26 protein-coding genes are annotated in these 26,911 nt (G+C 41.1%); 11 read left to right on the top strand and 15 right to left on the bottom strand.

Annotated features, from left to right (window positions below; translation table 11 throughout):
* Positions 1–89 precede the first annotated feature (89 nt).
* The 3 genes from ACO06Y_RS22415 to pyrF all read left to right on the top strand — a co-directional run bounded on the left by ACO06Y_RS22415 (position 90) and on the right by pyrF (position 3,480).
* Positions 90–1,340 (top strand): DUF3570 domain-containing protein, encoded by a 1,251-nt coding sequence (locus ACO06Y_RS22415; RefSeq protein WP_422084210.1) that lies wholly within the window; start codon positions 90–92, stop codon positions 1,338–1,340.
* A 153-nt stretch (positions 1,341–1,493) separates the two neighbouring features.
* Positions 1,494–2,570, top strand: coding sequence for a peptide chain release factor 1 (prfA, locus tag ACO06Y_RS22410; protein WP_422084209.1), 1,077 nt, complete (start codon positions 1,494–1,496; stop codon positions 2,568–2,570).
* Between the two features lie 88 nt (positions 2,571–2,658).
* Positions 2,659–3,480, top strand: a complete 822-nt coding sequence (gene pyrF, locus ACO06Y_RS22405; protein ID WP_422081293.1) for an orotidine-5'-phosphate decarboxylase — start codon at positions 2,659–2,661, stop codon at positions 3,478–3,480.
* 2 nt (positions 3,481–3,482) lie between these two features.
* On the opposite strand, the gene ACO06Y_RS22400 is transcribed toward pyrF, so the two are convergent.
* Positions 3,483–3,677, bottom strand: a complete 195-nt coding sequence (locus ACO06Y_RS22400; protein ID WP_422081292.1) for a hypothetical protein — start codon at positions 3,675–3,677, stop codon at positions 3,483–3,485.
* Between the two features lie 230 nt (positions 3,678–3,907).
* Between ACO06Y_RS22400 and ACO06Y_RS22395 the strand changes: the two genes are divergently transcribed.
* A complete protein-coding gene (locus ACO06Y_RS22395) occupies positions 3,908–4,693 on the top strand; it encodes an alpha/beta fold hydrolase (RefSeq protein WP_422081291.1) in 786 nt (261 codons plus the stop codon).
* A 19-nt stretch (positions 4,694–4,712) separates the two neighbouring features.
* Positions 4,713–5,234 carry a hypothetical protein gene (locus tag ACO06Y_RS22390; RefSeq protein ID WP_422081290.1) on the top strand — a complete coding sequence of 174 codons (522 nt, stop codon included), beginning with the start codon at positions 4,713–4,715 and terminating at the stop codon, positions 5,232–5,234.
* A gap of 406 nt (positions 5,235–5,640) precedes the next feature.
* On the opposite strand, the gene ACO06Y_RS22385 is transcribed toward ACO06Y_RS22390, so the two are convergent.
* From ACO06Y_RS22385 to ACO06Y_RS22360, 6 genes are all read right to left on the bottom strand, one after another.
* Entirely contained in the window at positions 5,641–7,014 is a 1,374-nt protein-coding gene (locus ACO06Y_RS22385; RefSeq protein ID WP_422081289.1) for a RagB/SusD family nutrient uptake outer membrane protein, read from the bottom strand.
* Positions 7,015–7,024: 10 nt separating this feature from the next.
* On the bottom strand, positions 7,025–10,024 hold the full coding sequence (locus ACO06Y_RS22380; RefSeq protein ID WP_422081288.1) for a SusC/RagA family TonB-linked outer membrane protein: 3,000 nt from the start codon (positions 10,022–10,024) through the stop codon (positions 7,025–7,027).
* Positions 10,025–10,679: 655 nt separating this feature from the next.
* On the bottom strand, positions 10,680–12,194 hold the full coding sequence (locus tag ACO06Y_RS22375; protein WP_422081287.1) for a helix-turn-helix domain-containing protein: 1,515 nt from the start codon (positions 12,192–12,194) through the stop codon (positions 10,680–10,682).
* 374 nt (positions 12,195–12,568) lie between these two features.
* Complete coding sequence (locus tag ACO06Y_RS22370; protein WP_422081286.1) at positions 12,569–13,276, bottom strand: DUF4197 domain-containing protein; 708 nt, start codon at positions 13,274–13,276, stop codon at positions 12,569–12,571.
* Between the two features lie 53 nt (positions 13,277–13,329).
* Positions 13,330–14,181: a formyltetrahydrofolate deformylase gene (gene purU / locus ACO06Y_RS22365; RefSeq protein WP_422081285.1), complete on the bottom strand. Its 852-nt coding sequence runs from the start codon at positions 14,179–14,181 to the stop codon at positions 13,330–13,332.
* 96 nt (positions 14,182–14,277) lie between these two features.
* Positions 14,278–14,631 carry a hypothetical protein gene (locus ACO06Y_RS22360; protein ID WP_422081284.1) on the bottom strand — a complete coding sequence of 118 codons (354 nt, stop codon included), beginning with the start codon at positions 14,629–14,631 and terminating at the stop codon, positions 14,278–14,280.
* Between the two features lie 180 nt (positions 14,632–14,811).
* Between ACO06Y_RS22360 and ACO06Y_RS22355 the strand changes: the two genes are divergently transcribed.
* The 3 genes from ACO06Y_RS22355 (at position 14,812) to ACO06Y_RS22345 (ending at position 17,673) form a co-directional block, all read left to right on the top strand.
* Positions 14,812–15,264, top strand: a complete 453-nt coding sequence (locus ACO06Y_RS22355) for an Lrp/AsnC family transcriptional regulator (protein ID WP_422081283.1) — start codon at positions 14,812–14,814, stop codon at positions 15,262–15,264.
* A gap of 80 nt (positions 15,265–15,344) precedes the next feature.
* Positions 15,345–16,169, top strand: a complete 825-nt coding sequence (locus ACO06Y_RS22350; protein WP_422081282.1) for a mechanosensitive ion channel family protein — start codon at positions 15,345–15,347, stop codon at positions 16,167–16,169.
* A 91-nt stretch (positions 16,170–16,260) separates the two neighbouring features.
* On the top strand, positions 16,261–17,673 hold the full coding sequence (locus ACO06Y_RS22345; RefSeq protein ID WP_422081281.1) for an alpha/beta hydrolase: 1,413 nt from the start codon (positions 16,261–16,263) through the stop codon (positions 17,671–17,673).
* Here the strand turns inward: ACO06Y_RS22345 and ACO06Y_RS22340 are convergent.
* Positions 17,660–18,397: a DJ-1/PfpI family protein gene (locus ACO06Y_RS22340; RefSeq protein WP_422081280.1), complete on the bottom strand. Its 738-nt coding sequence runs from the start codon at positions 18,395–18,397 to the stop codon at positions 17,660–17,662. The genes ACO06Y_RS22345 and ACO06Y_RS22340 overlap by 14 nt on opposite strands.
* Before the next feature lie 84 nt (positions 18,398–18,481).
* Between ACO06Y_RS22340 and ACO06Y_RS22335 the strand changes: the two genes are divergently transcribed.
* Positions 18,482–19,132: a DUF1684 domain-containing protein gene (locus ACO06Y_RS22335; protein WP_422081279.1), complete on the top strand. Its 651-nt coding sequence runs from the start codon at positions 18,482–18,484 to the stop codon at positions 19,130–19,132.
* Between the two features lie 69 nt (positions 19,133–19,201).
* Here ACO06Y_RS22335 and ACO06Y_RS22330 read toward each other — a convergent pair whose 3' ends face one another.
* The 6 genes from ACO06Y_RS22330 to ACO06Y_RS22305 all read right to left on the bottom strand — a co-directional run bounded on the left by ACO06Y_RS22330 (position 19,202) and on the right by ACO06Y_RS22305 (position 24,378).
* Positions 19,202–20,272 carry an outer membrane beta-barrel protein gene (locus tag ACO06Y_RS22330; protein ID WP_422081278.1) on the bottom strand — a complete coding sequence of 357 codons (1,071 nt, stop codon included), beginning with the start codon at positions 20,270–20,272 and terminating at the stop codon, positions 19,202–19,204.
* 121 nt (positions 20,273–20,393) lie between these two features.
* Positions 20,394–21,626 carry an ammonium transporter gene (locus tag ACO06Y_RS22325; protein WP_422081277.1) on the bottom strand — a complete coding sequence of 411 codons (1,233 nt, stop codon included), beginning with the start codon at positions 21,624–21,626 and terminating at the stop codon, positions 20,394–20,396.
* 30 nt (positions 21,627–21,656) lie between these two features.
* A complete protein-coding gene (locus tag ACO06Y_RS22320) occupies positions 21,657–21,995 on the bottom strand; it encodes a P-II family nitrogen regulator (RefSeq protein WP_422081276.1) in 339 nt (112 codons plus the stop codon).
* 488 nt (positions 21,996–22,483) lie between these two features.
* The gene (locus tag ACO06Y_RS22315; protein WP_422081275.1) at positions 22,484–23,236 is read right to left on the bottom strand and encodes a DUF6733 family protein; all 753 of its coding nucleotides are present in this window, start codon (positions 23,234–23,236) and stop codon (positions 22,484–22,486) included.
* 574 nt (positions 23,237–23,810) lie between these two features.
* Positions 23,811–24,182: a fluoride efflux transporter CrcB gene (crcB, locus tag ACO06Y_RS22310; RefSeq protein WP_422081274.1), complete on the bottom strand. Its 372-nt coding sequence runs from the start codon at positions 24,180–24,182 to the stop codon at positions 23,811–23,813.
* 16 nt (positions 24,183–24,198) lie between these two features.
* Positions 24,199–24,378 carry a hypothetical protein gene (locus ACO06Y_RS22305; protein ID WP_422081273.1) on the bottom strand — a complete coding sequence of 60 codons (180 nt, stop codon included), beginning with the start codon at positions 24,376–24,378 and terminating at the stop codon, positions 24,199–24,201.
* A 349-nt stretch (positions 24,379–24,727) separates the two neighbouring features.
* Here ACO06Y_RS22305 and ACO06Y_RS22300 point away from each other — a divergent pair, with 349 nt between their 5' ends.
* Positions 24,728–25,114 carry a hypothetical protein gene (locus ACO06Y_RS22300; RefSeq protein ID WP_422081272.1) on the top strand — a complete coding sequence of 129 codons (387 nt, stop codon included), beginning with the start codon at positions 24,728–24,730 and terminating at the stop codon, positions 25,112–25,114.
* A gap of 82 nt (positions 25,115–25,196) precedes the next feature.
* Here the strand turns inward: ACO06Y_RS22300 and ACO06Y_RS22295 are convergent, their stop codons facing one another.
* Positions 25,197–26,264, bottom strand: coding sequence for a branched-chain amino acid aminotransferase (locus ACO06Y_RS22295; protein ID WP_422081271.1), 1,068 nt, complete (start codon positions 26,262–26,264; stop codon positions 25,197–25,199).
* Between the two features lie 106 nt (positions 26,265–26,370).
* On the opposite strand from ACO06Y_RS22295, the gene ACO06Y_RS22290 reads away from it, so the two are divergent.
* Positions 26,371–26,874 (top strand): DUF4920 domain-containing protein, encoded by a 504-nt coding sequence (locus tag ACO06Y_RS22290; protein ID WP_422081270.1) that lies wholly within the window; start codon positions 26,371–26,373, stop codon positions 26,872–26,874.
* The last annotated feature ends 37 nt before the right edge of the window (positions 26,875–26,911 follow it).

Below are 26,911 nucleotides of genomic sequence, written 5' to 3'. Positions count from 1 at the left end.
TCAAATTCAATAATTAGTAGTAGTCATAGTCTTTGGGAACAACCTCTTAACTTTTTTCATTGAAAGGAACTTCATTTTTCATTTTTGCAATAGTTACCTCACTAGGTTTCTCCCAAAATGAGTCCACTGGGTATAAAAAAAGGGTCTTGGAAACCACTGAAATCGACTTGTTGTTCAGTTATTACGGACAGGATGGCAACAATGCGGCGGTCACAGGAGGGGAGGGTACTGAAGAGCTTACTGATGCCACCTCCAGTATTGTAGTCCAGATTCCTATGAACGAAGACGATGTACTCACCGTTGACGTGGGAATTTCGGCGTATACCTCGGCATCGTCCAGTAATGTAAATCCATTGGATGGGAACCCCAATAGACAAGTAAGCCCGTTTAGTGCGTCCTCCGGAGCTTCACGTAAAGATCAATTGGTACATTTTAATCCCTCATACCAACACAGTTCCGATGATCGAAACTCAGTATGGACGGGAAATGCATATGTGTCCTCCGAGTATGATTATTTTTCCATTGGTTTTGGAGGTGGATATACCCGTTTGCTCAATCAAAAAAATACGGAAGTGTCCATTAGTGGGCAGCTATATTTTGATAGCTGGAACCCACAGTATCCCATAGAACTTAGGGATGGTTTTTTTGACAGCCGTATTTCGGGGAATGGTACATATATGCCTTCCTTTGTCGCCTTTGATCAAGAAAATCGAAATTCATACGCCCTATCCCTAGGGCTTTCCCAGATTTTGGGAAAGAGAATACAGGCTTCGCTCTTTGCCGATTTGGTGTTACAAAGGGGATTGTTGAGTACACCTTTTCAACGGGTCTATTTTGAAGATGCCAATGATTTTTTTATTGAGGATTTTCAGTTGGCCGATGATGTGGAACGTTTACCGGAAAGCAGATTTAAACTACCTATAGGTGCCCGTTTGAACTATTTTTTAAACGATGTTTTTGTGCTGCGAAGTTATTACAGATTCTATACGGATGATTGGGGTATTACCGCACATACAGCAAGTTTGGAAGTTCCCATAAAACTCAATGATAGCTTTACCCTATATCCGGCCTACAGATACTATACCCAAACCGCGGCGGATTATTTTTATGCCAAGGAAACGGCGCTTTCCACTTTTGATTTTTATACTTCGGACTATGACCTATCCCAATACAACGCCCATCAATACGGTATGGGTATTCGTTATAAGGATATTTTTACAAAGGCCAAGCTACTCACTTTTGGCTTAAAGTCGGTCGACCTTCGATTTAACGCCTACGATCGAAGTGATGGACTTAACGCTTTTATAATGACATTGGGAACGACTTTTGTTGGGGATTGATTTTTTGAACCAGGGAACCTTAAGGTTTGTACCGAAGGAAAATATCTACATTGTTCTGTATTTATGTCTTATGGACATCTGTTTTCCTATACCAATGCGGCCTATGTTCTTGTCTCTTTTTATCGTAAATTCGCAATCTTAGTGGAATGGGTTATGATAGAAAAGTTAAACATTGTAAAACAGCGTTTCGATGAGGTCTCCGACCTTATAATCCAGCCTGATGTCATTGCGGATCAAAAGCGCTATGTACAATTGACCAAGGAGTATAGTGATCTTAAAGATCTTATGGCCAAACGGGACCAGTATATAGAATTGACAGGGAATATTAAGGAAGCGGAAGAGATTATTTCGGATGGGAGCGATGCGGAGATGCTGGAAATGGCCAAAATGCAATTGGAGGAGGCCAAGGAGGCCCTGCCCCAATTGGAAGAGGAAATCAAATTGATGCTTATACCCAAGGATCCCGAAGATGCCAAGGATGTGGTAGTGGAAATCCGAGCGGGAACCGGGGGGGACGAGGCGAGTATTTTTGCAGGCGACCTTTTTCGGATGTATACCAAGTACTGTGAATCCAAAGGTTGGAAGACCAATGTCATCGATTTGAGCGAGGGTACCAGTGGCGGTTATAAGGAAATCCAGTTTGAAGTGAACGGGGAAGACGTTTATGGTACACTGAAATTTGAGGCCGGGGTTCATCGTGTTCAGCGTGTACCCCAGACCGAGACCCAGGGGAGGGTCCATACAAGTGCGGCAACGGTAATGGTGCTTCCCGAAGCCGAGGATTTTGATGTACAAATAGACCCCAAGGATGTACGAATCGACTTTTTCTGCTCCTCCGGTCCAGGCGGACAATCCGTGAACACAACATATTCGGCTGTTCGCTTAACACATATTCCTACCGGTTTGGTGGCGCAGTGCCAGGATCAGAAATCACAACATAAGAATAAGGAAAAGGCGTTTAGGGTGTTGCGTTCCCGCCTATATGATTTGGAACTGGCAAAAAAGCAGGAAGAAGATGCGGCCAAACGAAATTCCCAGGTGAGTAGCGGAGATCGATCTGCCAAGATCAGGACATATAACTATCCCCAAGGCCGGGTTACGGATCATCGCATCGGACTTACCCTGTATGACTTGCAGAACATCATTGATGGGGATATCCAAAGAATTATCGACGAGTTGAGCTTGGTTGAAAATACGGAGAAGTTAAGGGAAGCTTCGGAGATTTTTTAAATAGATTTTTAAATGCTCGGGCGCAGCCCCGGGGAAACATTTACATAAGTATTAAAAAACCTCGGCTGTGCTCGAGGATGTCCAAAATATGACCACTCAGCAGCTCATTGAACAAATACACCTAAAAAAATCCTTTCTCTGCATTGGTTTGGATACGGATCTGGAGAAGATTCCACAACATCTTTTGGAAGAAGAGGATCCGATTTTTACCTTTAATAAGGCTATCATTGATGCTACCCATCATTTATGCGTGGCCTATAAACCTAATATTGCATTCTATGAAGCTTATGGCCTCAAGGGCTGGCAAGCACTGGAGAAGACTATTGCCTATCTGAATAAAAACTATCCTGATATTTTTACCATTGCGGATGCCAAACGGGGAGATATCGGTAACACCTCCACCCGCTATGCAAAAGCCTTTTTTGAAGATTTGGATTTTGACTCCATAACGGTTGCCCCTTATATGGGAAAGGATTCCGTTGAGCCTTTCTTGGCGTTTACGGATAAACATACTATAGTATTGGCTTTGACTTCCAACGAAGGGGCCTATGATTTTCAAACCAAATTGGTGGATGGCAAAGCGTTGTACAAAACTGTTCTGGAGACTTCAAGGGGTTACTCCAATTCAAGGAATTTAATGTATGTGGTAGGGGCTACAAAAGCTTCCTATTTACTGGATATTCGAAAGATCGTTCCCGATAGTTTTCTTTTGGTTCCCGGAGTAGGGGCACAGGGAGGGAGTCTAAGTGAGGTCTGTAAATACGGTATGAACAAAAACGTTGGGCTTTTGATAAATTCTTCCCGTGGCATTATTTATGCGTCCGGAAAAGAAGATTATGTCCAAGTAGCAACCGAAAAGGCAAAGGACTTGCAAGTTCAAATGGCCGAAGAACTGGAAAGGCTCAAATGATGTTATTGCATCAAGCTTTCCAAAGTCTTTTTGACTTTTAATGCCTTTTGTTCAAAAAACTCGCTTAATCTAGTATCGGCATAATCCCTTGAAGCCTTGTCCATGAAATTTTGATACTGATATTCCAAAAGGGCAATAGCTTTTCTTCCTGGAGTTAAGGGGGTAACCGTTCCTACTCTGCAATACTGTTTTTCCATAATCAATTTTTTGTTCTTACAAATATACGGCCGTAAACAGGTTTTGGATGTTCTGGTATTGCCTCATACAACTAAAATCTAGGTAATTTGGCTAAGTTTTAACTATTTCCTTAAAGGATGTTCAAAGAACTGCGTTTTTGTTCATAAAAAATACCATTGGGAAGAGAATACAACAAAAAGATTTAATACATTGCAATTTGCTCTAAAACAGGGGCTTTTTAGAGAACACTTTGCTAAACTATACCACACATCTCCACAAGGATTCCGCTACCTGGGTTACTTTTGTACACGGGGCAGGTGGGAGTTCCTCCATATGGTTCAAACAGGTAAGGGATTTTAGAAAGCATTTTAATGTGCTGCTGTTGGATCTCAGGGGGCATGGTAACTCAAAACCCAGTCTTAAAAGGGTGTTTAGCGAAAAATATGATTTTGATTCCATTACCAACGATATCGTTGAAGTGATTGATCATTTAAAAATTGAAAAATCCCATTTTATAGGAATTTCTTTGGGAACGGTTTTGATTCGGAATCTGGCGGAAAAATATCCCCATAGAGTGGAGAGTATGGTCATGGGCGGCGCCATAATGAAACTGGATATTAGGTTCAAGTTTTTAATGGGCTTTGGAAAGGTTTTTAAGAATGTTGTGCCGTATCTATGGTTGTATAGATTCTTCACTTTTATAATAATGCCTGATAGTAATCATAGGGAATCCCGATCTATCTTGGTACATGAGGCCAAAAAGCTATATCAAAGGGAATTTGTGAAGTTGTTTAAATTATCCGCTCAGATAAATCCACTTTTGCGCTTTTTTAGGGCCGTTGATTTGAAAATACCAACACTGTATGTAATGGGGGGAGAAGATTACCTCTTTTTGCCTTCCATAAAAAAAGTTGTTCAACGGCAAAGTAGTTCCAGTCTTTTATTGATCGAACACTGTGGTCATGTGGTAAATGTAGAGCAACCCAAGCTTTTCAATGATGTGGTCATACAGTATGTGGCCGATATGAGTTCCTAAAAATCCAAATTTCTTTACATTGTCCGGATTTAAGCTATACTTTTTCATTGTTTTTATTTTATGGGGAAGCTACTCTATATTATGGGCACAGGAAGACTCATGCCCTTGTTGTACGGACAACCATAAGGCTTTTAATTTTTGGATAGGTACCTGGAAGGTAACTGATGCCGAAGGGTCTTTTGTAGGCAGAAATAGAATTGAAAGCGTTGAGAATGGCTGTGTTCTTAGGGAACATTGGACCAGTTCCAAGGGAAATTTTTCGGGAACAAGCTTAAACTTCTATAATTCAAAAACGCAGCAATGGGAACAGCTTTGGGTGGATAATCTCGGAAACCATTTAAAGTTGAAGGGCAATAAAGTGGGAAATCAAATGATTCTCACATCCGAGGATTTTGTACATACCGATGGAAACACCTACAAAAATAGAATTACCTGGACATTGAACGGAAACGGTACCGTTCGCCAACTTTGGGAAGTTTTACATGAAGGCAAGGTATCCAACGTGGTTTTTGACGGACTCTACACGAGGGATGATCAATAGTATGGGTTTCGCGTAATTTTATTGAAGCTTCCTAGGTAGTATCGATATGTAAATTGCGACCCTGAATATTTTGATAGCTAATTCAAATAATTACCCTAAAAATTGAGACAGAAAGTTTTTTAAGAGTAAGTGCTTCAGGGCCGCTTTACATTTAACTGGTTGTTTTGTCAAAATAACATCTTCTTCTATCAATTCGGGGAAAGGCTTATAAACGTTTACGATTCCGATAAATGTTTACGTGTTTTTTACGTCAAATGGATGTTGTTGGATTAACTTTTCTATCTTCAAAAAAAACGGATAATCGGATTTCTATGCTTTTTTATAGTTGAAAATAGGATAAAAGACGGCCAAGTTCATTTTTTGGCCGTCTTTTTAGTCAGAGTTAGTCAGTGTATTAAGGTATAATCTAGTTGTATCCTGGATTTTGACCAAGATTGGGATTGGAGTCGGTTTCCCTTTGGGGAACAGGTGCAACCAGGAAGTTGTCATCATAGTTTAGGCTTCCAACAGTGCCCTTTAATCGTTTTATGTCATGGAGGGAAAAACCCTCAAATGATAACTCCCGTCTGCGTTCATCGAGAATATCCTGTAACGATAGACCGATAATAGCCCCAGCCCCGGATCTAGCTCTTAGGGCGTTTATTTCATCTTCCGGGGACAATCCCACCGAGGTGCCTTCTCGAAAGTTGCCCTCGGCCCGAATCAAATGCATCTCGGCCAATCGTAAAAACGGAATATTGGAAAATTCTCCCTGCCATTTTGTAGTAGCCGTTCCACCGGTTGTTTCATAGAAAAACATGCTCCGTTGATCGTTGGGGTCATCATAAATATCGAAATGTTCGGGATTAATGCCTACATCGGGATTTCCGGGCCTGCCTCCAAAATCATCTCCTGCCCAAAAGGTATTCATGTCGTTCTCCCCATCCTGGGCGGTAATCTGCCACGCAAAAATGTCCTCAGTGGAATCTTCATCGTTATTGAAGGCCGAGGCAAAATCTACTGTAAGGGTGTGGCCACTGTTCTGGAGTACATCATCGGCCGCGTCCCTGGCCGCCGCATAGTTCTCTTGCTGCAGATATAGTCGGGCCAAGAGGGCTTGGGCAGCGTACCTATCCGCAAAAACATCATTACTCTCCGGCAATAGGTCGTAGGCTTCCGTCAAATCTGAAATGGCCTGGCTATATACCTCCTCTACTGAATTTCGGCTTGGAGATTCAACTTCCGAAGCATCCGTTACGGCACTTAATACGATAGGAACGGCAGGTTGAGTGTTTGATTGTCCGGCCTCGTACGGTAGGCCATATATTCTTGCTAGGTCAAAATACATCAAACCTCTCAAAAACTTGGCCTCACCTTCAATCCTGCTTCTGGTGGCAGCATCCTCTACAACATCTAGATTTTCCAAGATGATATTGGCTTGGTTGTTTACTTCATAGGCGTTTAACCATATATCCCTAGCATTTACATTGTCTGTTAAAATGGCTTTTTCATTGAACTCTGCCGGTTCCTCAAAAGTCCCGTTAAATGCCAATTCACCGGAATTGGCCCAAAGCTCAACGGACAAAGTCAAGATTCCCCCGTAAATGTTTTCTTCAAAGGAGGGGGTTTCCGCGCTACCATGTGCCGCTTCGTCATATAGACCTACCAGGAGGTTTTCAAGATTGGCTGCATTTGAAACTACTGCTTCAGGGGACAGACTTTGTTCTGGTAGTAGATCCAAGTTATCCTCGCAACTTGATATTACAAAAACGACAAGTATTGTATATAGAATCTTTTTCATTTGTATTGATTTAAAAGTCAATGTTTAGTCCAATGGTATAGGTTTTGGCCGGGGGAGCGGAATAGAAATCCTCACCAACTTGAATATCGCTCAAGGCATCATTGAAATCCGCTGTTGATTCGGGATCGTATCCTATGTAATCGGTAAATGTCAATAAATTGAATCCCGAAAAATAGACGCGCAATCTATCGATATGAAATTTTTGGGTCACGTCTTTTGGAATAGTATAGCCCAAAGTAAGGTTACGCAAACGGATAAAGTCTGTCTCGTCCAAATATCGGGTAGACGGTTGTTGTCCATTGGTCGAGAACAGTCTTGCCTGGGGAACATTGGTGATGTCCCCGGGCTGTTGCCATCGGTTTAATTGGTCTGCTGTTTGATTGTCAAAAAAGCGGGCATTACCGGATTGAAATCTTCCAGAATCATTATAAATGCTTGCACCCCATTCTCCTTGAAAGGTGAACGAAAAGTCCAAATTTTTGTAGTTTAGGTTGCTAGATAGACCCGCTATCAAATCTGGGTAAGGACTGCCTGCTATGATACGCTGCGCCTCGTTAAAATTGTTTGTCGTGTTCTTATTCAAGGTTCCGTCGGCATTAGGGGTGTTCAATACAAAAAGGGCGTCCCCATTTTCAGAATTTACCCCGGCATACTCCACCATGTAGAAGGAGGATAAGACTTCTCCTTCCCGTACAATGTTTCTACCCTCAATGATATCCCCACCGGGCAAGCTTGTCACCTCATTATCCAAAGTTGAGATATTCAAAGAAGTGCTCCAACGTAGATTTTCGGTCTGGATGTTCCTGGTGTTCAAGACAAATTCAAGACCTCTATTCCTCAACTCGCCTACATTTCTTGTAATATTCACAAAACCGGTAGTGCCGGGAATAGGCTCATTAAGCAAAAGATCATTGGTATTCTTTACATAATAGTCGATTTCCCCGGATATCCTATTGCTGAAAAAGCCAAAATCAAGACCTATATCTACCTGTGTGGTCTTCTCCCATTTTACATCGGGATTGCCCAACTGGGTGGGTGCCAGTGCCGCCCTTTGGTTATATGGGGAGCCTTGGAAAAGACTTAGACTTGCAAAATCACCGATTCCAGCATTACCGGTTACCCCCCAACTACCCCTAAGTTTTAGGAGGGAAAGCGTTTCTGAATCGATTAGAAAATTCTCTTCGGAAACAATCCAGCCAACAGAGGCTGCAGGGAAGATTCCGAATTGGTTGTCGGCACCGAATCGGGAGGAACCATCATATCGTAAACTACCCTTAAATAGATATTTATTGTCAATGGCGAGACTTGCCCTACCGAAATACGATAAGAAATTGAAAGCTGTTCTACTGGATCCTCCCGCTACGATTTCCGAGGCGCTGTTGAGGGTTTCAAGGTCGTCCGAAGGAAAACCTTGGGCCTGGATGAATTGAAGCCTTCTTCTGCTCTCCTCAAAACTCATACCCGCCGTAGCCTCGAAATCAAATCGCTCCCCAAAGACTTTATTGTAGGAAAAGTAATTGGTCAATACATATCTTTCGGTTTCCACGGTATTGGCGGTTCCGAATCCACCAACGGAAGCAAATTCCGTTAAACTGCCCGAGAAGCGTTCAGCAAGCTGTACACTTAGGTCATAGCCTACTTCCGACCTAAAGTTAAGTTCAGGTACTATCTGATATTGCAAATATGTATTTGCAATGATCCTCCACATATTGGTCTCAAAACTGCCATTGAACTGTTCCGTTAGGAAGTTATAGTATTCCGTGGTATCGTTGTTGGGCGTTATGCCATCTTCCAAATAAGCAGGGGAAACAGGTACCTGTGCAACGGCCTGTAAGGGAGTGGCAAAAGCATTATCATTGGATATCCTGTTGATCTTGGTTTTTGAAATCGTCATATTGAGGCCCGTTTTGAATTTATCGGAGATATCATGGTCAAAATTTCCCCTCAGGGAATACCGTTCCAGAATATTGCCCCGTACAATACCATGGGTCTTGTTGTAACCCGATGAAAGGAAAAAACGGGTCTTGGCACCACCACCTGATATGGATACCCCAAAATCCTCTATAGATCCGTCAATTAAGGCAAGGTCTTGCCAATCCGTGTCCACATTGGCCTGTCCGTTGGAATAAAAATCAAATTGATCTTGTATTTCTTGTTCGGTAAAACCGTTGTTGAGTCCTGCTTCCAAGAAGAGTTCCCTATATTGGGCGGCATTTAGAAAATCGAGTTTATTGGTAGCGGTACTCCAACCATAGGATGAGTTGATAGATACCTTGGTCCTGCCTTCCTTACCCTGTTTTGTGGTAATCAAAACGACGCCATTGGTACCTCGAGCACCGTAAATGGCCGCTGATGAGGCATCCTTTAGAATTTGAATGGACTCAATGTCATTCGGGTTTAACGATACCAACGGATTTATTGGGGAATCGTTGATGGACTCGTCTGCATTGGTCAGAGGTACACCATCAATTACATATAATGGTTCTTGGGAAGAGGATATGGTGGCCACACCCCTGACCCGTACTTTAATACCCCCTTCTACCTTGCCGTTCAATTGGGTAATACGTACACCGGCAGCCTTTCCCGTAAGTGCACTCTGGAGACTGGGGGTAGGGATTTCGTTTATCTGATCCGAGGATATCGTAGCAATATTATCCGTTATTTTTCTTTTGGATTGTGAACCGTAACCTACTACAATGACTTCTTCCAATTGGGATGCGTCCTCCTCCATTTGGACATCAATGGTATCTGAGGTACCAACGGTCAACTCGGTGGTTTTTTGTCCTAAATAGGAGAATACTAAGATCTGTCCTTCTTCGACCTGGATGGTGTAATTACCATCAAAATCGGATTGGGTCCCGGAAGTGGTGCCCTTTACCAAAATATTAACGCCAGGTAGCGGGATGGCATTCTGATCGGTTACATTACCTGTTACCGTTTTTTCTTGTGCGTATGCGTACGACATCCCTATCAGGAAAAGCATAAGCACAGGCTTCAATTGTTTTTTCATACGTAATAGTTTTATTCAGGTTAGTCATGAACAGACTAAGAAATATGAAAAGTAAAGACCTAAATTGCTCAGGGATTCGATTTAAACCTTTGCTCAAAAGATGAGATGAAGATTTTGAAAGTACAGTTGCGAATAAGTAATGGTGAATTTAGAGCTACTTTAACATTTTATTAGTCATTCGCCCTCAAAGTAACATGCTCTTATGCGGTTATAAGGAAAATCTTATAAACGTTTACTTTTCCGACAAATGTTTACGCTTGTTTTACCTTTCGTAACAATTTCACCGCTATATGTTATATTCTGTATTAAAATGAAAGATTTGGTCAGTTGTACCTAGAGGCTGTTACTAGGATTTTAACGCTAACTATTTCCTAAGGAGAGGTATCTGTATTTTCTTGAAGGATTTTTTTTGGAGTTATCTGCATAGTTCGAAAAAGCAATAGGAAGGAAAAATAAAATGCAGCCCCACTGGTTTTGATGACTAATTCAAATATATTACTCTAAAAATGAGAAAAAAGTAAAATTTTAAGAATATTACCGGCAGAGCTGCTTTTACAAAATCTTGAATTCATGAGCGTCCAAAATATAACGCCAAATCGTTAGTTAGGGAAAGTCTTATAAACGTTTACGTTTCCGATAAAAGCTTACGAATTTTTTACGCCGGGGTCTTCACGGAAGTTTTTTGATATTCACTTGGGGTAAGGCTTGTGTCTTTTTTAAAGGCTTTGTTAAAGGTGACCTTGTTATTGTAACCCACCTCATAGGCTATGTCGATAATATTCAGATTTTTTTTCTTATCGCTGTTCAATATATCCTTGGCTTCCCGAATCCTGTATTTGTTCACAAGTTCATGAAAATTCATGTTAAAGTGTTCATTGATTACCTGTGAGGCATTGTGGCGAGTGGTGTCCAACCGCTTTGCTACCATCTCCAGATTAATATCACTCTCCTTATATATTTTTTCGGTATCGAACAAATGAATTAATTTTTCCCCTAGTTCTTTGGACAGACTGTCGGTTAAACCGGATTTTTCATATTTGAAGAACAACGCATCATTGAAGTGATACAAACCGCTAAAAACGTTGGGTTGTACATTGGCTGAATAACCAACGTACATTACCATGGAAGCCATACTGATTACCTGCATATGATATAGAAAACCGGATGTAATATTATTACTGAGCAAAATCCCATAGGCGGCATAGCAAAAAACATACATGACATGAATTCTGAATATGTTTTTTTGCCATATTCTATTTTCCTTAGTTAGGCCCCTGTTCTGTCTAGTCTGTAAATAAATTTTTCGTATGAAGAAGCCATAGATGGCAAGAGAGGACAATTTCAATACGATTATGGTTATATCGAGAACGCTCCGCCCACTGGTAACCCTATCCAACAGTAATTTTAGCTTTTCCTCACCCGACATTATATAAATGGGAAACACATAGACCAAAAACAAAAGTGTAGGGGCCAAATGAAGTAGATCTCTACTTTTAAACTTATACTCTTGGGCAATTCTTTTGAAGTAAAAATAGAGTAAGGGTCCATACAAAAACGAGAAACAGGTGGACGTCGCATACGTGTGGGGGTATTTGTAGTGATTATTGGTGAGGTTCACAAAAATGTGTAAAATGAAGAACGAGTGGATAAAAATAAAGCTGCTAATAAGTATTTTGGCGGTGACTTCAATTTTTTTGTTAAAATGTATTATTGCGGCAATATAAAAGCCAATAAGCGCTACATAAAGGTATAGAAACGACCAAAAGTTGAATTTTGGGACATATTTTTGTACTATCGCCTTAAATGCCTCAGTATTTCTTACATTATCAAAATTGGTATCCGAAAGGATTGCGGGCTTAAAATCCTGTAATAGATATTTCTCGACATATTTGGCTGCCTCAACATTGTTTCCCAAGGCCGCCTGGCTAACTGCCATTTTCTTAAGAACGGGTGCCTGCTCAATTTCTGGATATGCCAATAGTTTATTGAACTCCTTGACCGCTTTGGCATAGCTACGTTCCACAAACAGACTATCCGCTTTTCTATGTAGTAATGTAGCTATGTTCTCTCCACCCTGCCCATACGGGAAGTCAACTGTATGGGGCGCCGAAGCCTTGGTAGAATTGCCTAACAATAGTAAGAATGTAAAGATTATTCCTATAGGCCTCATTTATGAATCGGTGAATTAGCTTAGTTTAATTTAGAAAAATAAAGCACCATAAGACCTTAAAATTTTCTTAAAAGAAGTAAGCCCCGATAATAGTTTACTTCAGACAAAGTGTTGTAGGAACCTGTAAAAGACAAGAATTTGGAAGAATGGAATAGAATGGGGTATCGATTGCGAAAACCATAAAAAAACCGGTGCTCCCACCGGTTTTAAAACTAACTAACTCAAAAAATTACTAACTCAAACAATTCAGTACGAAGTCTTTAAAGGGTCTTTTCAAAAAGGTCAACTCTGAACATAAGCAATGTACAAACCCTTTATTCCTTAACAACGAATTATCATTGGATATATTGCAGGGAAAACACAAATAAATCTTGTTAGTCCTGCAACGCAAATACCTTTCTTAAAATATCGGTTGTTCTTGCAGATACCTTATTTCGAATCTCTTTTTCCTCCACTGCGATCATGGTATAGACCCCGTTCAGCGCTTGCGTAGTAACATAATCCGTTAAATCTGGATTAACGGAGTTGGTAAAAGGTAAGTTGTTATACCTATTGATCAGATTGCTCCATATTTTGTCGGCCCCGACTTTCTCGAAGGAACGTTGGATTATGGGGTTGAATTTGGCATAGAGCGCTGTTTGTGTTCCATTTTTAAGAAATTGGGTCGCCGCATCCTCATCTCCCATCAATATATTTCTAGCATCCGAAAATGTAATGCCCTTAATGGCATCCACAAAAATGGGGGTAGCCTCACCTACTGCATCTTCTGCGGCCCTGTTCAATATTCTCAACCCTTCGTCCGCCAAATTACCAAGACCGATATCCCGCAAGGTTTTGTCCACTTTTTGCAATTCTGCGGGCAGCAGTATTTTTACCAGTTCACTCTTAAAAAAGCCATTTTCAAGGGTAAGTTTTGATACTTGTTTGTCCACTCCCTCATTCAAGGCTTGCCGGAGTCCTTCCGCAATTTGTGCACTTCCTATACCGGTCTCTCCTTGCGGAAGTTGATTTACGACCTGCTGAAGTTCGGCACAGGACAAAAACTGAAAAACAATAAGAAATAAAAAAACCTTCCTGTTCATAAGTTTTGATTTTTAAGGCACAAAAGTTCCCTTGTCCATTTTAGTATTGATGTTTACGAAAAAATCACCGTTTTATTGTTGTACACCATGGTCTTTCTTTTCACATGAAGTTGTACCGCCCGAGATAGAACAATTTTTTCCAAATCCCGTCCCTTGGCAATGAAATCCGTAATGGTATGTGAATGGGAGACAGCGGTAACGTCCTGCTCTATAATAGGCCCGGCATCCAGTTCCTCGGTAACGTAATGGCTTGTGGCGCCAATGATCTTTACCCCTCTTCCAAAAGCGGCATGATAAGGCTTGGCCCCCGCAAAAGCAGGAAGAAATGAATGGTGTATATTAATGATCCTGTTGGGGTATTCGTTTATGATTTTATTGGTCACGATTTGCATATATCGGGCCAGGACAATGAAATCTACCTTGTACTTTTTCAAATAGTCCAATTGTTCGTTTTCCGCTATATTTTTGGTTTCCTTGGTAACCGGAATGTGGTAAAACGGTATTTCAAACTGTTCGGCTATATAAGTGAGATCATTGTGGTTGCTTACAATAAAAGGAATTTCCACAAGGAGTTCACCGGACTTATATCTACTCAAAAGGTCATAAAGGCAGTGATTGTATTTGGATACGAACACGGCCATTTTCGGTTTTACATCATCTAAATGGTGGGACCATTGCATTTGATAGGGCAGTGCCAAAGTAGCATCAAACTCTTTGTTGAAATTGGCGATATCCGGCAGATTCCGCTCAAAGTCACTTTCCAATCGCATGAAGAATACATCGGCTTCCTTATCCACATGCTGATCCAAATATATGATATTTCCGCCTTGGCGATGGATAAAGGCCGTTACTGCACTAATAATTCCGGATTGATCCGGACAGTGTATAAGAATGGTTGTTTTCAAGTTTGGTATTTTATTGCCCAAAATTAGGACAATAAAAAATAGGCGGCCAAACAAATGGGAGAGTTTTTCCGAAGAAGTGCATTCTAGGCTAAGGTTCTAGCCCCAATTGCTGCCCTCATCGTTGGAAAGGGATTTTCTCCATTCCTTGAAAGACCGACGAAAACTACGTATTTCCTCCCTTAGAAGATTTAGGTATTCCTTTTCCCTTACCCCATCTTTTTCCAGTCCAGTACAATACGAATTAATGTTTCGTATCATAATATTGATGTATGTGGCACTTTTCATCCTTTCGGAAAGTGAGTTTGAGGATTCGGCCTGGGCAATTTTTTGTGGGATAAGAATGGTATCGGTCAATAAGGAATCGGCAATAATGTCCCTAAGACTGTTGGACTTATACAACTTCAACAAATCCTTGTTAAAGGATACATAGGAGGCTATCTCCCTGCTCATATGGCAAAGTTCCAAGGCCTTTCTGTAGACAGGTAAACTTCTAAGGCTCTGATAGGACATTATTTCTTGTACTAGCAATTTGTTACCATAAAGTTACAAACGTAAAACATAAGTTTACCTTGGAATTTAAGGCGATTTTGTATTTTTGCTTTAAATACTAATTTTTTTTACCAAGAAACCTTGAATATTAAGATTGACGATTTGAATTGGAAGATACTGGAGCGCCTTCAACAGAATGCCCGTGAATCCTTTGCGGATATTGGTAGAAAAGTGGGTCTCTCCCCGCCCGCCGTGGCGGAACGGGTAAAAAAGATGGAGGATGCAGGAATCCTGGAAGGTTATAAAGCAGTGGTCTCCCACTCCCGATCGGGGTATCAACTTAAGGCCATTATTACGTTACGCGCGTTTATGGGAAAACTAAAGCCATTCCTGGCCATGGTAGGCTCGCTAAATGAAGTCGTTAACTGTTACCGGATTACCGGGAACGAAAACATTGTAATGGAAGTCGTTTTAAAGGATCAATTCCATTTGGAAAATTTCATCGATAAATTGATTCAATATGGGGAGACTCGTACCCATATTGTCCTGTCACAGGTAGTTTCTTACGCTCCCTTGGAAAAGGTGTCCTTCTAAATCGCAATTTCGGGGGTACTTCGTTTGAAAAACAATTTTAGATATTTGTCCATAACTTATTTAATCACTTAATTTATTTGATGGAATTGGATAAACTAAACGAGTATTTTCAAATGGCCGTTGATCAGGCCGTTTTTTATCTTCCGCGGATTATTGCGGCGGGCTTCATTCTTTGGATAGGATTTAAGATAGTGCGGAAACTGGTGCAGTGGATTTCCGCTGCCTTAAAAAGGACAGGCTTTTCCGAGACATTAAGGCCCTTTTTATCTTCCACCGCCAGTATTATCCTAAAAGGTGCGGTTTTGTTTGTCATCGCCTCGATTCTTGGGGCAGACCTTACAGGACTGGTCGCTATTTTGGCGGCAGCGGGATTTGCCGTAGGGATGGCATTGCAGGGTAGTTTGGGGAATTTTGCCTCCGGTATTTTAATACTGACCTTGAAACCCTACAAGATAGGGGACTGGATACAAGTAGAGGACAAATTTGGACGCGTCAAGGAAATAGGTATTTTTAGTACCGATGTTTTGACACCGGGAAACAAGATTTTGATCATTCCCAATTCCAAGATTACAGATTCCGTAGTTACCAATTATTCCGAAAAGGGAATGATCCGTTTAGAATTGGAAGTGTCCATGCCCTACGAGGAAAGTTTTCCCAAAGTGAAGGAAATAATAGAGGTGGCATTGCAGGAGGTCCCTAAAATATTGGAGACTCCGAATCCGGAAATAGGAATTCTCAATTTTGATTCCCATAACATTCAGCTAATAGTACGACCATATGTGCTTCCGGATGACTTCTGGGAAGTGACTTTCGCTGCCAATAAAGCCATAAAAAGGGCGTTTAATAGAAGTAACATAGCCGTAGCATATTCCGAGGGTATAGAAATCGGGCGTATTGGAGAATAATTTGTAGCTGGCATTGATGTGTATCTTCTTTGAAACTGATTTCTACAACCCTAGGATCGGTTTTGGCCGGATTTTTGATGAAATAAGTGGTATGAAGAGATTTTTACTGTTCCTGACTCTTGCTGTAGCCTTTACTTCGCATGCACAACAACTGGCCCTAAAAAAAGGAACCATTACCGATGGTGTTAAGGTTCATGACACCCTACCGGAGACTTTTGCCCTGTACCTTCCCTCCAATTTTGATACTTCAAAAAAATGGCCCGTTATTTTTGTATATGATATGAAGGGTCGGGGAAAACAAGCCTTAAGTATGTTCGCTGGTGCAGCGGAGGAAGAAGAATATATCTTGGCGGCTTCCAATGATATCAGGGACAGCCTATCCATTGCACAGAATATCTTGATTTCCACTAGAATGTTCAATACGATTTCTTCAATGTTTCCTATACACGCAAGAAGAAGCTATACCGCCGGATTTTCCAATGGTGCACGCTTTGCAAGCTTGGTTCCTACCTTTGTAAAGAATGTTCAAGGTGTTATTTCTTGTGGTGCCACCGTTGCCAATACCGAGGTTCTGAGCAGCAAAAGGCCCTTTCAATTTATTGGGATCGTAGGAAATTCGGATTTCAATTATCCGGAGATGCTGGCCCTTGAAAAAACATTGAACAAATTAAGATTTCCCAACCAACTTTTGGTTTTTGAAGGAGAGCATCAATGGCCTACCCAGGAATATCTTTCCATGGCGATGGAATTTTTTACGTTGGCATCATTGGCAAAAGGAGATATACCGAGCGATAGGGACTTTGTGAAGGAGGCCTATGAAAAGAATCTTGTAGCGGTTAACAATTGGGTTGCCTCCCAAAAACCTTTGATTGCCAATGGATTATTGGACGAAGTAATTGATGTGTTCCGGCCCCATCTAAATGTTGATTCTTTGGCCAACAGCAAAAAAGTCTTGAAAAGGAGCAAACTTTTCAAAACACAAAATCGAGATCAAAACGCCATTTTTTTTAAGGAAGCACTTATTAAGGAAGATTATATATATTATTTGGAAGAGGATATACTTACCTATAACTACAATAATCTGGGTTGGTGGAATTATCAGATGGAGGAGCTTAAAAAGTTCGATAAAAGCGCAAAAGTATTTGAACGTCAAATGGGGAAACGGTTAAAAGGCTTTGTTAATGCACTTATAGAGGATAATATTGATATAATAAGTGCGGAGAGCAACATAGATCAAGAAGCCCTGGTCTTTTTATGGATGCTAAAGACCATTACGGAACCCAATGACTTTTCCTACTATCTGAAAATAATCTCCGAGAGCTCCAAAGTAGAGGATTATGGAACGGCATTGTTCTATTTGGAGGAACTCCTGAAGAAAGGTTACCAGGACAAAAAGGAGCTTTACAATTTGGAAAATACGGCCTTGTTGCGAATTACACCGCAGTTCAATGAGATTGTGGAGAAATATTTAAAGGAGGCCAGATATGACATTATTGACGAATAAACCTTGGGACTCCTTCCAGGTTCCAATCTATGACCAGGCCCTTGGCAATGGACTCCGTGATTTCCTTACCGTACAATAACTCACATAGATAGAGTGCCGCCTCAAAGCTTTTGGCACCTCCAGCGGACGTTATGTACTTGCCGTCATGGACAAATAAAACTTCGTCCTTCACCTTTAGATTTGGAAACATTTTCTTGTACCGATCAATATCACTTGGGAAGGTGGTAGAGTATACTCGGTTTAAAAGTCCGGCTTTGGCCAATACAAAGGCACCATCGCAGTGAGAGGTCATAAATAGGGCATCACGATCTACATGTTTTACAAAATTCAACATAACCGTATCCCTTAGATCCGTGTCCAGATGATGCTCGGCGCTGGGTATCACCAAAATGTCAATTTTGGGAAGGGAATCCCTGGTATAATCCATATCAGGTAGAACTCGTATACCTTCAAAAGTGGTAATAGGCTCCAAAGTATTTGCGACGGTAAAAGTGTTCATTGCCTTTATACCCTCCCGATATCGGGTATGTTGAAAAATATCAAAAGGGGTGGTAAATTCTGTGTTGTAGGTGCCTTCCATAATCAAAAAAGCAACATTATATCTATCCGGTTCAAGCGTAAATACCTTCCCTTTGGGTTCGGGCTGTTGGGCTTTTGAAGTTTTAACCTCATTGCATGACCCAAGGGTCAACACAAAAATCAATATACCATATATTTTGATCATTAATCTTAATTTACGGCAATGTACAACGGTTCGATCAAAGTTCGAATTCCTAAAATTGTATTTTTGGAAAAACATTGAGCCGCAATGCGATTGTATACTCTTATTCTAATTTGTTTTTTTCTGGGTTGCAAGCAGGGGAAAAGATACCATGACCTGTCCCAAAAGAATCAAGAAGAGCCCCAGGTCGATGCGATTCAGGATATTTTGAATTTTCAAGATGAACTGAACGCGGAGTTCAAGGATCCGGAGGTTTCACCTTTACCGGATAGGTATCGCAAGAGTTTTGAGCGTTTGGATTTTTTTGCACCGGATACCAACTTCATCGTACATGCCCAACTGATTCGTACTCCCGATGCCGTTCCTTTTTTAATGCCCACTACAACGGATAGGAAATCCGAGGAAGTAGTCTATGGCATTGCCCATTTTGTGCTGAACGGGAAAAAACATCGGCTGGAAATCTATCAAAATCCCGAATTGATGCTACAGGAAGGTTATGAAGATTACCTCTTTTTACCTTTTACGGACGAAACCAATGGTGAAGGAACGTACACCGGTGGACGATATATCGATTTACGCATTCCAAGGGGAGATACCATAGTCATTGATTTCAATAGGGCCTACAATCCGTATTGTGCCTATAACAAGAAATATTCCTGTCCCATAGTACCTAGCGTCAATTCTTTGGATGTTGAGGTTTCGGCAGGTGTAAGGGCATTTGAACCGGACACCAAATAAAGAACCCCGGCAGCAATGCCGGGGTCTTCGATTGCTCGAAATATATAAATAAATCAACCAATTAAATGATTAAAACTGATAGATAGCGGCCAACAAGAATGAGGAAAGGCTTTTTTGTGGCATTAAATCGCTATCCAGAAAGTTTCCGGATTCCTCGGATGCACTATCCAAACGCAGTTCGGGCTTTAGGATCAAGTCACCAATGGTGGCACTACCTGTAAGGGTAACGGCAAAAACACTGGCATCTCCATCAGCATCCGACCCACCAATGGCTCCAAAAAAATCGGTCTCGGTGAAGTATTCCCCCCTAAGGCCAATAGTGAAGTTTTCAGATGTTGCCAATTGTGGATAAAGGGCTACACCGGCGAAGTCCCCGGCACCATCGCCATCGAAATAAGCGGCGTTTATCCCAAGGAAAAATGAATCGGAAAGATCAAAGCCTCCGGTAAAATCGATTTCGTAGGCCCCATTGTCAATAAGCAGGTTCAAATATTGGCCACTGTAGCCCAATTGTAGGCCGTAGGCATATTTTCCATCCAGATTAAGTTCGGTAACATCGGTTCTGTTCATTACGGCCAACATCAAACTGAAATCATCGGATAAGGCAAAATCAGCTTTTAATCCGGTATGGGAAAAGGGTCCATAAGAAAACAAGTAAGATGTACTGTAGTTAAAGTTTGCGGACGGTGAAATTACCTCGTAACCCAAAAAGGTATTGAAATTACCAACGGTCAAGGTTACCGCATCACTCACATTCCAATACGCATACAACTGGTTAACAATGTCCCCGGTTGCAGAGTATATTGGGGAGGCGAAAACGGCATCAGTTCCTCTTGGGCCAAACACCAAATCGGCTACAAAACCTACTTTTTCCCCTTCATAGCCAGCTATCACATTGGCCATACCCAAGGCAAAACCCGGCAGGTTGGCAAAAGACGATCCCGGGGCGGCATTTGGTGTCCCATTTGGAGCCGAGTTATCCGCATTTAGATTTGCACGATAATACACGTCTACCGTACCGCTAAGTGAAAACTTTTTCTCTTCTTCCTCTTCTTCTTGTGCAAAAGATACTACTCCAACGAGCATAATGGCCAAAAGAACTATATTTTTTACGAAATTTGTATTTATAATCGTTTTCATAAGTTTAGATTTTAGATATCCCAAAGGGATTTTGTATTGATGATGATGATTTGAACTTTTCTTGAAAAGGGTTTAGTAACGGAGCGTTCTGCCAAACGCTCCGTTTTCCTTCTCATTTTAATTAGTCATTTGTGAAGTCGGGATAAGCGTCCATACCATGTTCGTGGAGATCCAGACCTTCTACTTCTTCCTCTTTGGATACCCTTAGACCCATAATGGCTTTTAATGCACCTAGGATAATTAGTGAAGTAACCACACAGAATGCTCCAATGATAAGTACACCGTACAATTGGGTCATAAATTGACCTCCTCCGGCCATGGATCCAAAAATACCAACGGCCAAAGTTCCCCAGATACCACAGATCAAGTGAACGGTTACCGCACCCACGGGATCGTCCAACTTCAGCTTATCTATGAGGGCAACACCACCTACGATGATTAGACCGGCGATGAAACCGATTACCACAGCTTCGTTGGGGGACATAAGATCCGCACCCGCGGTTATACCTACCAATCCACCAAGGATTCCATTAAGGAACATGGTCAAGTCCAAATTTTTATAGAGTACGGTGGAAAGGAAAAAAGCACCAATCCCGCCAGCTGCGGCCGCTAAACATGTAGTGACCAACACCAGGGAAGTCAATTCCGGGTCTGCGGAAAGTACGGATCCTCCATTAAATCCAAACCAACCCAGCCACAGAATAAGTACACCTGCCGTTGCCATGGGTATACTATGGCCGGGAATGGCCTTGGGTTTTCCATCGTCCCCAAATTTCCCTATTCTGGCACCTAAGAGGGCTATGGCTACCAAGGCGGCCCATCCTCCAACTGAATGTACCAAGGTAGATCCCGCAAAGTCATAGAATCCCCATGAATCCAAGAAACCTCCACCCCATTTCCAAGCACCTACGATGGGATAGACCAATCCGACATAGACTACGGTGAAAATCATAAAGGAACCAATTTTAATACGTTCGGCAACGGCCCCTGATACGATGGTAGCTGCCGTGGCCGCGAACATCCCTTGGAAAAGGAAATCTGTCCACCAGGTATATCCCCCGTCTGCATAGTCCGGCGTCATACCGCCATCCGGGGCTCCGATTCCAAAACCTGCGAATTTTAGAAAGCCCGAATCCCCATCTTCAAAACCGGGATACATTAGATTAAAGCCCCATGCATAATAAAGCAATAGACCTACCGTAATAATGAAGATGTTTTTGAAAAGAATATTGATCGTATTCTTTTGTCGGGTCAAGCCAATCTCCAAAAAGGCAAAACCCGTATGCATGAAAAATACCAAGGCCGTAGCCAACATCATCCATACATTATTTGCTGTAAATAATCCTGCGTCCATTTTTATAATTCGTTTAGTTAGTTTTAAAGTTTAGTTTATTCCCGCATGTCCGTTTTCCTTGGTGCGTATCCTATAGGCCTCTATAACCTCGGAGACGAATATTTTACCATCCCCTACATTACCCGTGTAGGCAGATTCCAAGATGGCGTTTACCGTACGCTCTAAAAACTCGTCCGATACTACTATGGATAAGTACCTTCTTTGTATATCCGTGGTACTGTAGGAAATACCTCGATATACATGTCCTTGTTTTTCATTTCCAACTCCTGTTACGTCCCAGTAACTAAAGAAGTTGACCTCAATTTGATGCAATGCGTCCTTGACCTCATCAAATTTGGATTTTCTGATAATTGCTTCGACTTGTTTCATTGTTGATTTAATTATTTATACCGCCAAATATATTGTTAAAAAAATCATAACCCCAAAAAAATGAGGGTAACACTATTAATTTTTATGATAATCCTAATTATACCCCTCAAATTTTAAGGGTATAGTTCAAATATTTGCGAAAAAATACCAATATGGACTTTTTTTGTTGATTGGAACTTAAGATTTTATCAAAAAACCATAAAAACTAGTTTTTTTTGATGAATATGTAAAAAACAATGCTTGAAATAGATGATTTTTGAATTCTTGGTTATGAAAGTTCAAATGTGTCCTATAAGATTATGGGCTCTTAAGAAGTTTTTTGACTATTCTATGGGAAGGTGGGGGCAGGATTCTTGGTAACAGGAAATAAAAAGGGATAGGCCAAAATTACCTATCCCCTTTCATCATCAATCTAAACTTTATCTTAATATATTATTGTGTTTCCAGTAGGTTTTGTGAGCTTATAGTAGTAGTATTCGGTAGTCAGGTTATAGGGACACAAAAAATGATAATTTATAGAAATCGTTAGGGGAAAACCTTTCGTCCTCATCGGCCAAATTGCCTCCGAAAGAAAAGCGCAGGCCTGCATTGCCCTTCTTGAACTGCACGTAAGGTCCTAGCCATACATAGCCGTCCGTTCTGTCAAGGTCACCGCCCCCATTGGTATCTCCACCAGCGAGATATAGTTCTTCAAAATGCCCGCCTATAGAGAAAAAAGGTGAGGCTTTAAGACCTACATTTAACCAGTAGTGTACATAGTTGTTGGTGGATTCCCCGGCTTCGGTATTATCGCTCAAAGCAGCGTAGTATCCAAAATAGAACTGTCCTTCGAGAAGATCGGAGCTATGATTGACGGTCAAGTTAGGAACAATCCCATCACCAATGATTCCTTCTTGCGCAGTTCCACTTGAAAGTAGGTTTCCCATGGTAAATCCAAGTTGAGGATTTATGCTGAAGCTCCCCACTGTTTTATTGTAGCCAAGGCCAAACTCGGTCCATTGTCCCCAGGCGCTTCCGGTTCCTGCACCCCATTGGATGCCATAAAAGGTTAATGCATCCGTATCGGAAAGGGCGTAAGAAACGGACATCATGGGATTAAAACCAAAGAAGGCATCGTGATTCAAAGAGAGTCCCACACTTACTTTGTCATAGGTGCTTTGTTCCTCATCCTGTGCCTTGATTGTACTTGTAAATGTGAAAGCTGTTAATACGGTAATGATAAACGTTTTTCTGATTAGCATGATTTTAAGTTTTAAATGATTGTCTTATATATTTCAATGATTAATTGGTTTTGCATCTGAACACTATATTTTGGGTGGGCCCTCTCGGTTTCATGACAACTACTCTCCCTGTTCGAAATTGTAATCGATGTCTTGAGGAACATTTCGCCACTAAAATGGTCTTTGGGCACCATCTTGAAAGCATAAGTATCTGTATTGTTATTTTTTTCAAACTACTCTTCATAAAACTAATAGTAATACTATTAACTAAGATTTTAAAACTATGATCGAAACGATCATTACTGTTTATTTTGAGAGTAATACTATTAATCAAAAATACAACTTGAATCCATCACCCCCTAAAAAAATAGGGGTTATAACTTAATTTTTATGAGAATTATAATTTTGACCTATATTATTTAGGGGTTTGAACAAAAAGGTGTTTTAAAATTGAAGAATTCAATATGGTAATCTATATGTAACCTTTTTTAATTCTATGGCAGATTTCCAAAAAGCGCAGATTCAATGAAATGTTTTCAAGAATTTGCGAAAACAGGGAAGGTAACGGAATGACAGAAAAAAAATCAGGAGCACATTAGACCATGCGTGCCAGCCACAGCCCCAGGGCAATGGCTAGGATACCAATAACGATACTGGACAAGGTATAAAGCAAAAAGTGGGAGAGTTCCCCAGAACCAAGAAGAACGTGCTTTTCAAAGGCGAAGGCAGAAAAGGTAGTGAAGCCACCGCAGAAACCCGTGGCCAGCACCAATGTTTGATTTTGGGTAAGATAATCACCTTTTAAGGACAGGCCTAAAATGACCCCCATGAGTAAACAACCTACGATATTCACCAGGAAGGTTCCCAAAAAAAAGTATTGAAAATAATCGTTGAAGATTTTGGAAATAAGATACCTGAGCATGCTCCCAACACCACCTCCCAAAAAAACAAGAAGAAGTTGTTTCATACCCAAAGGTAAAAAACTAAACTGCTTTCTGGTATTCGGACTCTTCCGAATCTATAGGATAGATTTTTGAAGCAGTGGAAGTTTTCGCATTTCCCTTTGATCTTTTCATCCGTTGGCTTACATTGCCAAAACTAAAAAGCATCATCAATGCGTTGATTCCGATTAAGACAAATAATATGGTAAAAAAAGTTATCATTTAAAATTGCCCCTTTTTAGATGATTAACGCAAAATTACGTCATTTGTTATCTTAAACGAAGAAAATTGAAAAAATGTTGTCAGAATAAACATTTTTGTGGTGAATTCAATTTTTAATATCAATTTTTAAGAAAGAACTTGATACAGAAAAGAATTATTATGAATACTGCGAAGCCTATGGCCACCCATTGGATCCCCTTGTAATTCTTAAGATGTAGCTTTTTGTCCTTTTTATACGATTTAATTATGAAAACAGTGAATAAAATGATGAAAAGTAGCGCAAAAATTACTTGCCCAGTGCTGAACATATACCGTATTTTTATGCAAAGCTAACGTAAAAAGAATAAGAATGAAAAGCAAAATCGGCGCGGTTGAACTGTTTCATAAATCTTTTGGGCTCGGGGTTTCCCAAACCATGAAAGCCAATTTGGGTGCAGAAAAAAACCTTCTTCGGTTTAACCTTATGGATGAGGAAAACCGGGAATATTTGGAAGCCGCCAATGCCAATAATTTGGCCGAGGTGGCAGACGCTTTGGGGGATATGCTCTATATTCTTTGCGGTACCATCCTGGAACACGGTATGCAGTACAAAATAGAGGAGGTATTTGAGGAAATACAACGCAGCAATATGAGTAAATTAGGGGCCGATGGAAAACCAATTTATCGCGAGGATGGTAAAGTTCTCAAAGGACCTAACTATTTTAAACCGGATATTCAAGGGGTTTTGGATAGGTAACTTAGAATAAAACTATTTATGAAAACTTATTTCCGGCTTTCGAAAGTAGCCTGTTGTGTACTCAAGTTCTGTAACCCGTAACCTAGACCTTATACCGCCACCCAAAAGGATCCTGTGCTCGATTGTATTGAATATCTGTTATGCGCTTTTTAAATTGTAAGGCATAGCTTTCCTTTAGTTTGGGGAGATCGTAATCCACTCCACGGTAACCAAATGCGGCAATAGGTGAGACCACGGCGGCCGTACCTGCGCCGAACATTTCTTTTAAGGAGCCGTTTTTGGCCGCTTCCACTACCTCGTTGACCGTAAGTTTCCGGACTTCCGCAGGAATACCTTCTTCCTTTGCTATTTCCAAAATGCTCCTTCGGGTAATGCCATCCAATATACGATCACTGATGGGGCCGGTAATCAAAGTGTCGTTTATGCGAACAAAGATATTCATGGCTCCGGCCTCCTCAATATATTCGTGGGTATTATCATCGGTCCATATAACCTGGTGATACCCTTTTTCTACGGCAAGCTGTGTAGGATAAAACTGTCCTGCATAATTGCCGCCGGCCTTGGCAAAACCGACCCCTCCATTTGCGGCCCTGGAATAGGTCTCCTCTATGAGCACCTTTACGTTTCCAGAGGAAAAGTAGGCACCGGAAGGCGCCGTGGCAATGATAAACTTGTATTCATCTGCCGGGGAGGCATGGAAACCTCGTCCAGAAGCAAAAATGAAAGGCCGTACATATAGCGAGCTGCCTTCTGATTGTGGAATCCAGTCCTTATCCAGTTGCAAAAGGGTCTTCAGCCCTTCCATGAAGTACTCCTTGGGAAGTTCCGGCATAGCCATTCGTTTTGAGGAAATGTTCAAACGTGTGTGATTATCCTCCGGACGAAACAGCCATATGCTATGATCCTTATCCTTGTACGCCTTCATTCCTTCAAAAATGGATTGTCCGTAATGAAAAATCTTGGCGGAAGGATCTAGGCTTATGGGTTGGTAGGGCATAATCCTTGGTGCTTCCCAAGCGCCATTCCTATAATCGCAGACTAGCATATGGTCGGAGAATACACTTCCAAAAGGAAGATTATCAAAATCTACAGATGTAATTCTAGAGGTTTTGGTCTTCTCTATCGCAATTTTCTGGGCCGTACCGATCATTTTGGTAAAATTTTAAACTATAAAATTAGTGATTTCTCTTTATCGGCTCTTCTTTTTTCGTTCAAAATTGATCAGATTTGTAGTAGGAAACCAATTTTTATCAGAAATGAAAGGATTTAACATTTTTGCCGCTTTTTTAATGCTGTATGCGGCCGGTTACGGACAAAATACCCAAGAGGGAATAGAAAAGAGTATTGGAAACGATAAAAAGCGACTGGTATTCGGAAGCGAAATAGTGGCGAACGGGGCAATTTCCGACGAAGAGATGTATGTTAAATACCGGACTATGTCTATCACGGATTCCTTGGAGACCAAATTCAGGGCAACGGTCGCCGATGTCTGTAAGGTCAAGGGATGTTGGATGATGCTTAAGCTTAAGGATGATAGCGAAACCATGGTCCGCTTTAAGGATTATGGTTTTTTTGTCCCCAAGGATATTACCGGAAAGGAAGTGGTGGTGAGTGGAACGGCATTTGTTGAGGAAATGAGTGTGGCCGATCAAAAACATTTTGCAAGGGATGGCGGCAAATCCGAAGCGGAGATTGAAAGAATCTCGGAACCCCTAAAAACGTATGGTTTTGAGGCGGTAGGGGTTTTGTTAAAAGATTAATTTGAAGCGTAGTCTATTTAAAGACTTGCCATTTTCC

The sequence above is a fragment of the Ulvibacterium sp. genome, from assembly GCF_965228935.1.
Classification (GTDB): Bacteria; Bacteroidota; Bacteroidia; order Flavobacteriales; family Flavobacteriaceae; genus Ulvibacterium.
Note: the sequence above shows the minus strand (reverse complement) of the source record. Positions and strands in the feature narration are given on the sequence as shown.

What these genes read in the sequence shown, in the direction of transcription:
- ACO06Y_RS22320 (WP_422081276.1), bottom strand. Translation starts at nt 21,995, where the DNA reads ATGAAACAAGTCGAAGCAATTATCAGAAAATCCAAATTTGATGAGGTC.
- pyrF (WP_422081293.1), top strand. Translation starts at nt 2,659, where the DNA reads ATGACCACTCAGCAGCTCATTGAACAAATACACCTAAAAAAATCCTTT.
- prfA (WP_422084209.1), top strand. Translation starts at nt 1,494, where the DNA reads ATGATAGAAAAGTTAAACATTGTAAAACAGCGTTTCGATGAGGTCTCC.
- crcB (WP_422081274.1), bottom strand. Translation starts at nt 24,182, where the DNA reads ATGAAACAACTTCTTCTTGTTTTTTTGGGAGGTGGTGTTGGGAGCATG.
- ACO06Y_RS22300 (WP_422081272.1), top strand. Translation starts at nt 24,728, where the DNA reads ATGAAAAGCAAAATCGGCGCGGTTGAACTGTTTCATAAATCTTTTGGG.
- ACO06Y_RS22400 (WP_422081292.1), bottom strand. Translation starts at nt 3,677, where the DNA reads ATGGAAAAACAGTATTGCAGAGTAGGAACGGTTACCCCCTTAACTCCA.
- ACO06Y_RS22330 (WP_422081278.1), bottom strand. Translation starts at nt 20,272, where the DNA reads ATGAAAACGATTATAAATACAAATTTCGTAAAAAATATAGTTCTTTTG.
- ACO06Y_RS22290 (WP_422081270.1), top strand. Translation starts at nt 26,371, where the DNA reads ATGAAAGGATTTAACATTTTTGCCGCTTTTTTAATGCTGTATGCGGCC.
- ACO06Y_RS22345 (WP_422081281.1), top strand. Translation starts at nt 16,261, where the DNA reads ATGAAGAGATTTTTACTGTTCCTGACTCTTGCTGTAGCCTTTACTTCG.
- ACO06Y_RS22325 (WP_422081277.1), bottom strand. Translation starts at nt 21,626, where the DNA reads ATGGACGCAGGATTATTTACAGCAAATAATGTATGGATGATGTTGGCT.
- ACO06Y_RS22315 (WP_422081275.1), bottom strand. Translation starts at nt 23,236, where the DNA reads ATGCTAATCAGAAAAACGTTTATCATTACCGTATTAACAGCTTTCACA.
- ACO06Y_RS22335 (WP_422081279.1), top strand. Translation starts at nt 18,482, where the DNA reads ATGCGATTGTATACTCTTATTCTAATTTGTTTTTTTCTGGGTTGCAAG.
- ACO06Y_RS22305 (WP_422081273.1), bottom strand. Translation starts at nt 24,378, where the DNA reads ATGATAACTTTTTTTACCATATTATTTGTCTTAATCGGAATCAACGCA.
- ACO06Y_RS22340 (WP_422081280.1), bottom strand. Translation starts at nt 18,397, where the DNA reads ATGATCAAAATATATGGTATATTGATTTTTGTGTTGACCCTTGGGTCA.
- ACO06Y_RS22385 (WP_422081289.1), bottom strand. Translation starts at nt 7,014, where the DNA reads ATGAAAAAGATTCTATATACAATACTTGTCGTTTTTGTAATATCAAGT.
- ACO06Y_RS22350 (WP_422081282.1), top strand. Translation starts at nt 15,345, where the DNA reads ATGGAATTGGATAAACTAAACGAGTATTTTCAAATGGCCGTTGATCAG.
- ACO06Y_RS22295 (WP_422081271.1), bottom strand. Translation starts at nt 26,264, where the DNA reads ATGATCGGTACGGCCCAGAAAATTGCGATAGAGAAGACCAAAACCTCT.
- ACO06Y_RS22370 (WP_422081286.1), bottom strand. Translation starts at nt 13,276, where the DNA reads ATGAACAGGAAGGTTTTTTTATTTCTTATTGTTTTTCAGTTTTTGTCC.
- ACO06Y_RS22360 (WP_422081284.1), bottom strand. Translation starts at nt 14,631, where the DNA reads ATGAGCAGGGAGATAGCCTCCTATGTATCCTTTAACAAGGATTTGTTG.
- ACO06Y_RS22380 (WP_422081288.1), bottom strand. Translation starts at nt 10,024, where the DNA reads ATGAAAAAACAATTGAAGCCTGTGCTTATGCTTTTCCTGATAGGGATG.
- ACO06Y_RS22375 (WP_422081287.1), bottom strand. Translation starts at nt 12,194, where the DNA reads ATGAGGCCTATAGGAATAATCTTTACATTCTTACTATTGTTAGGCAAT.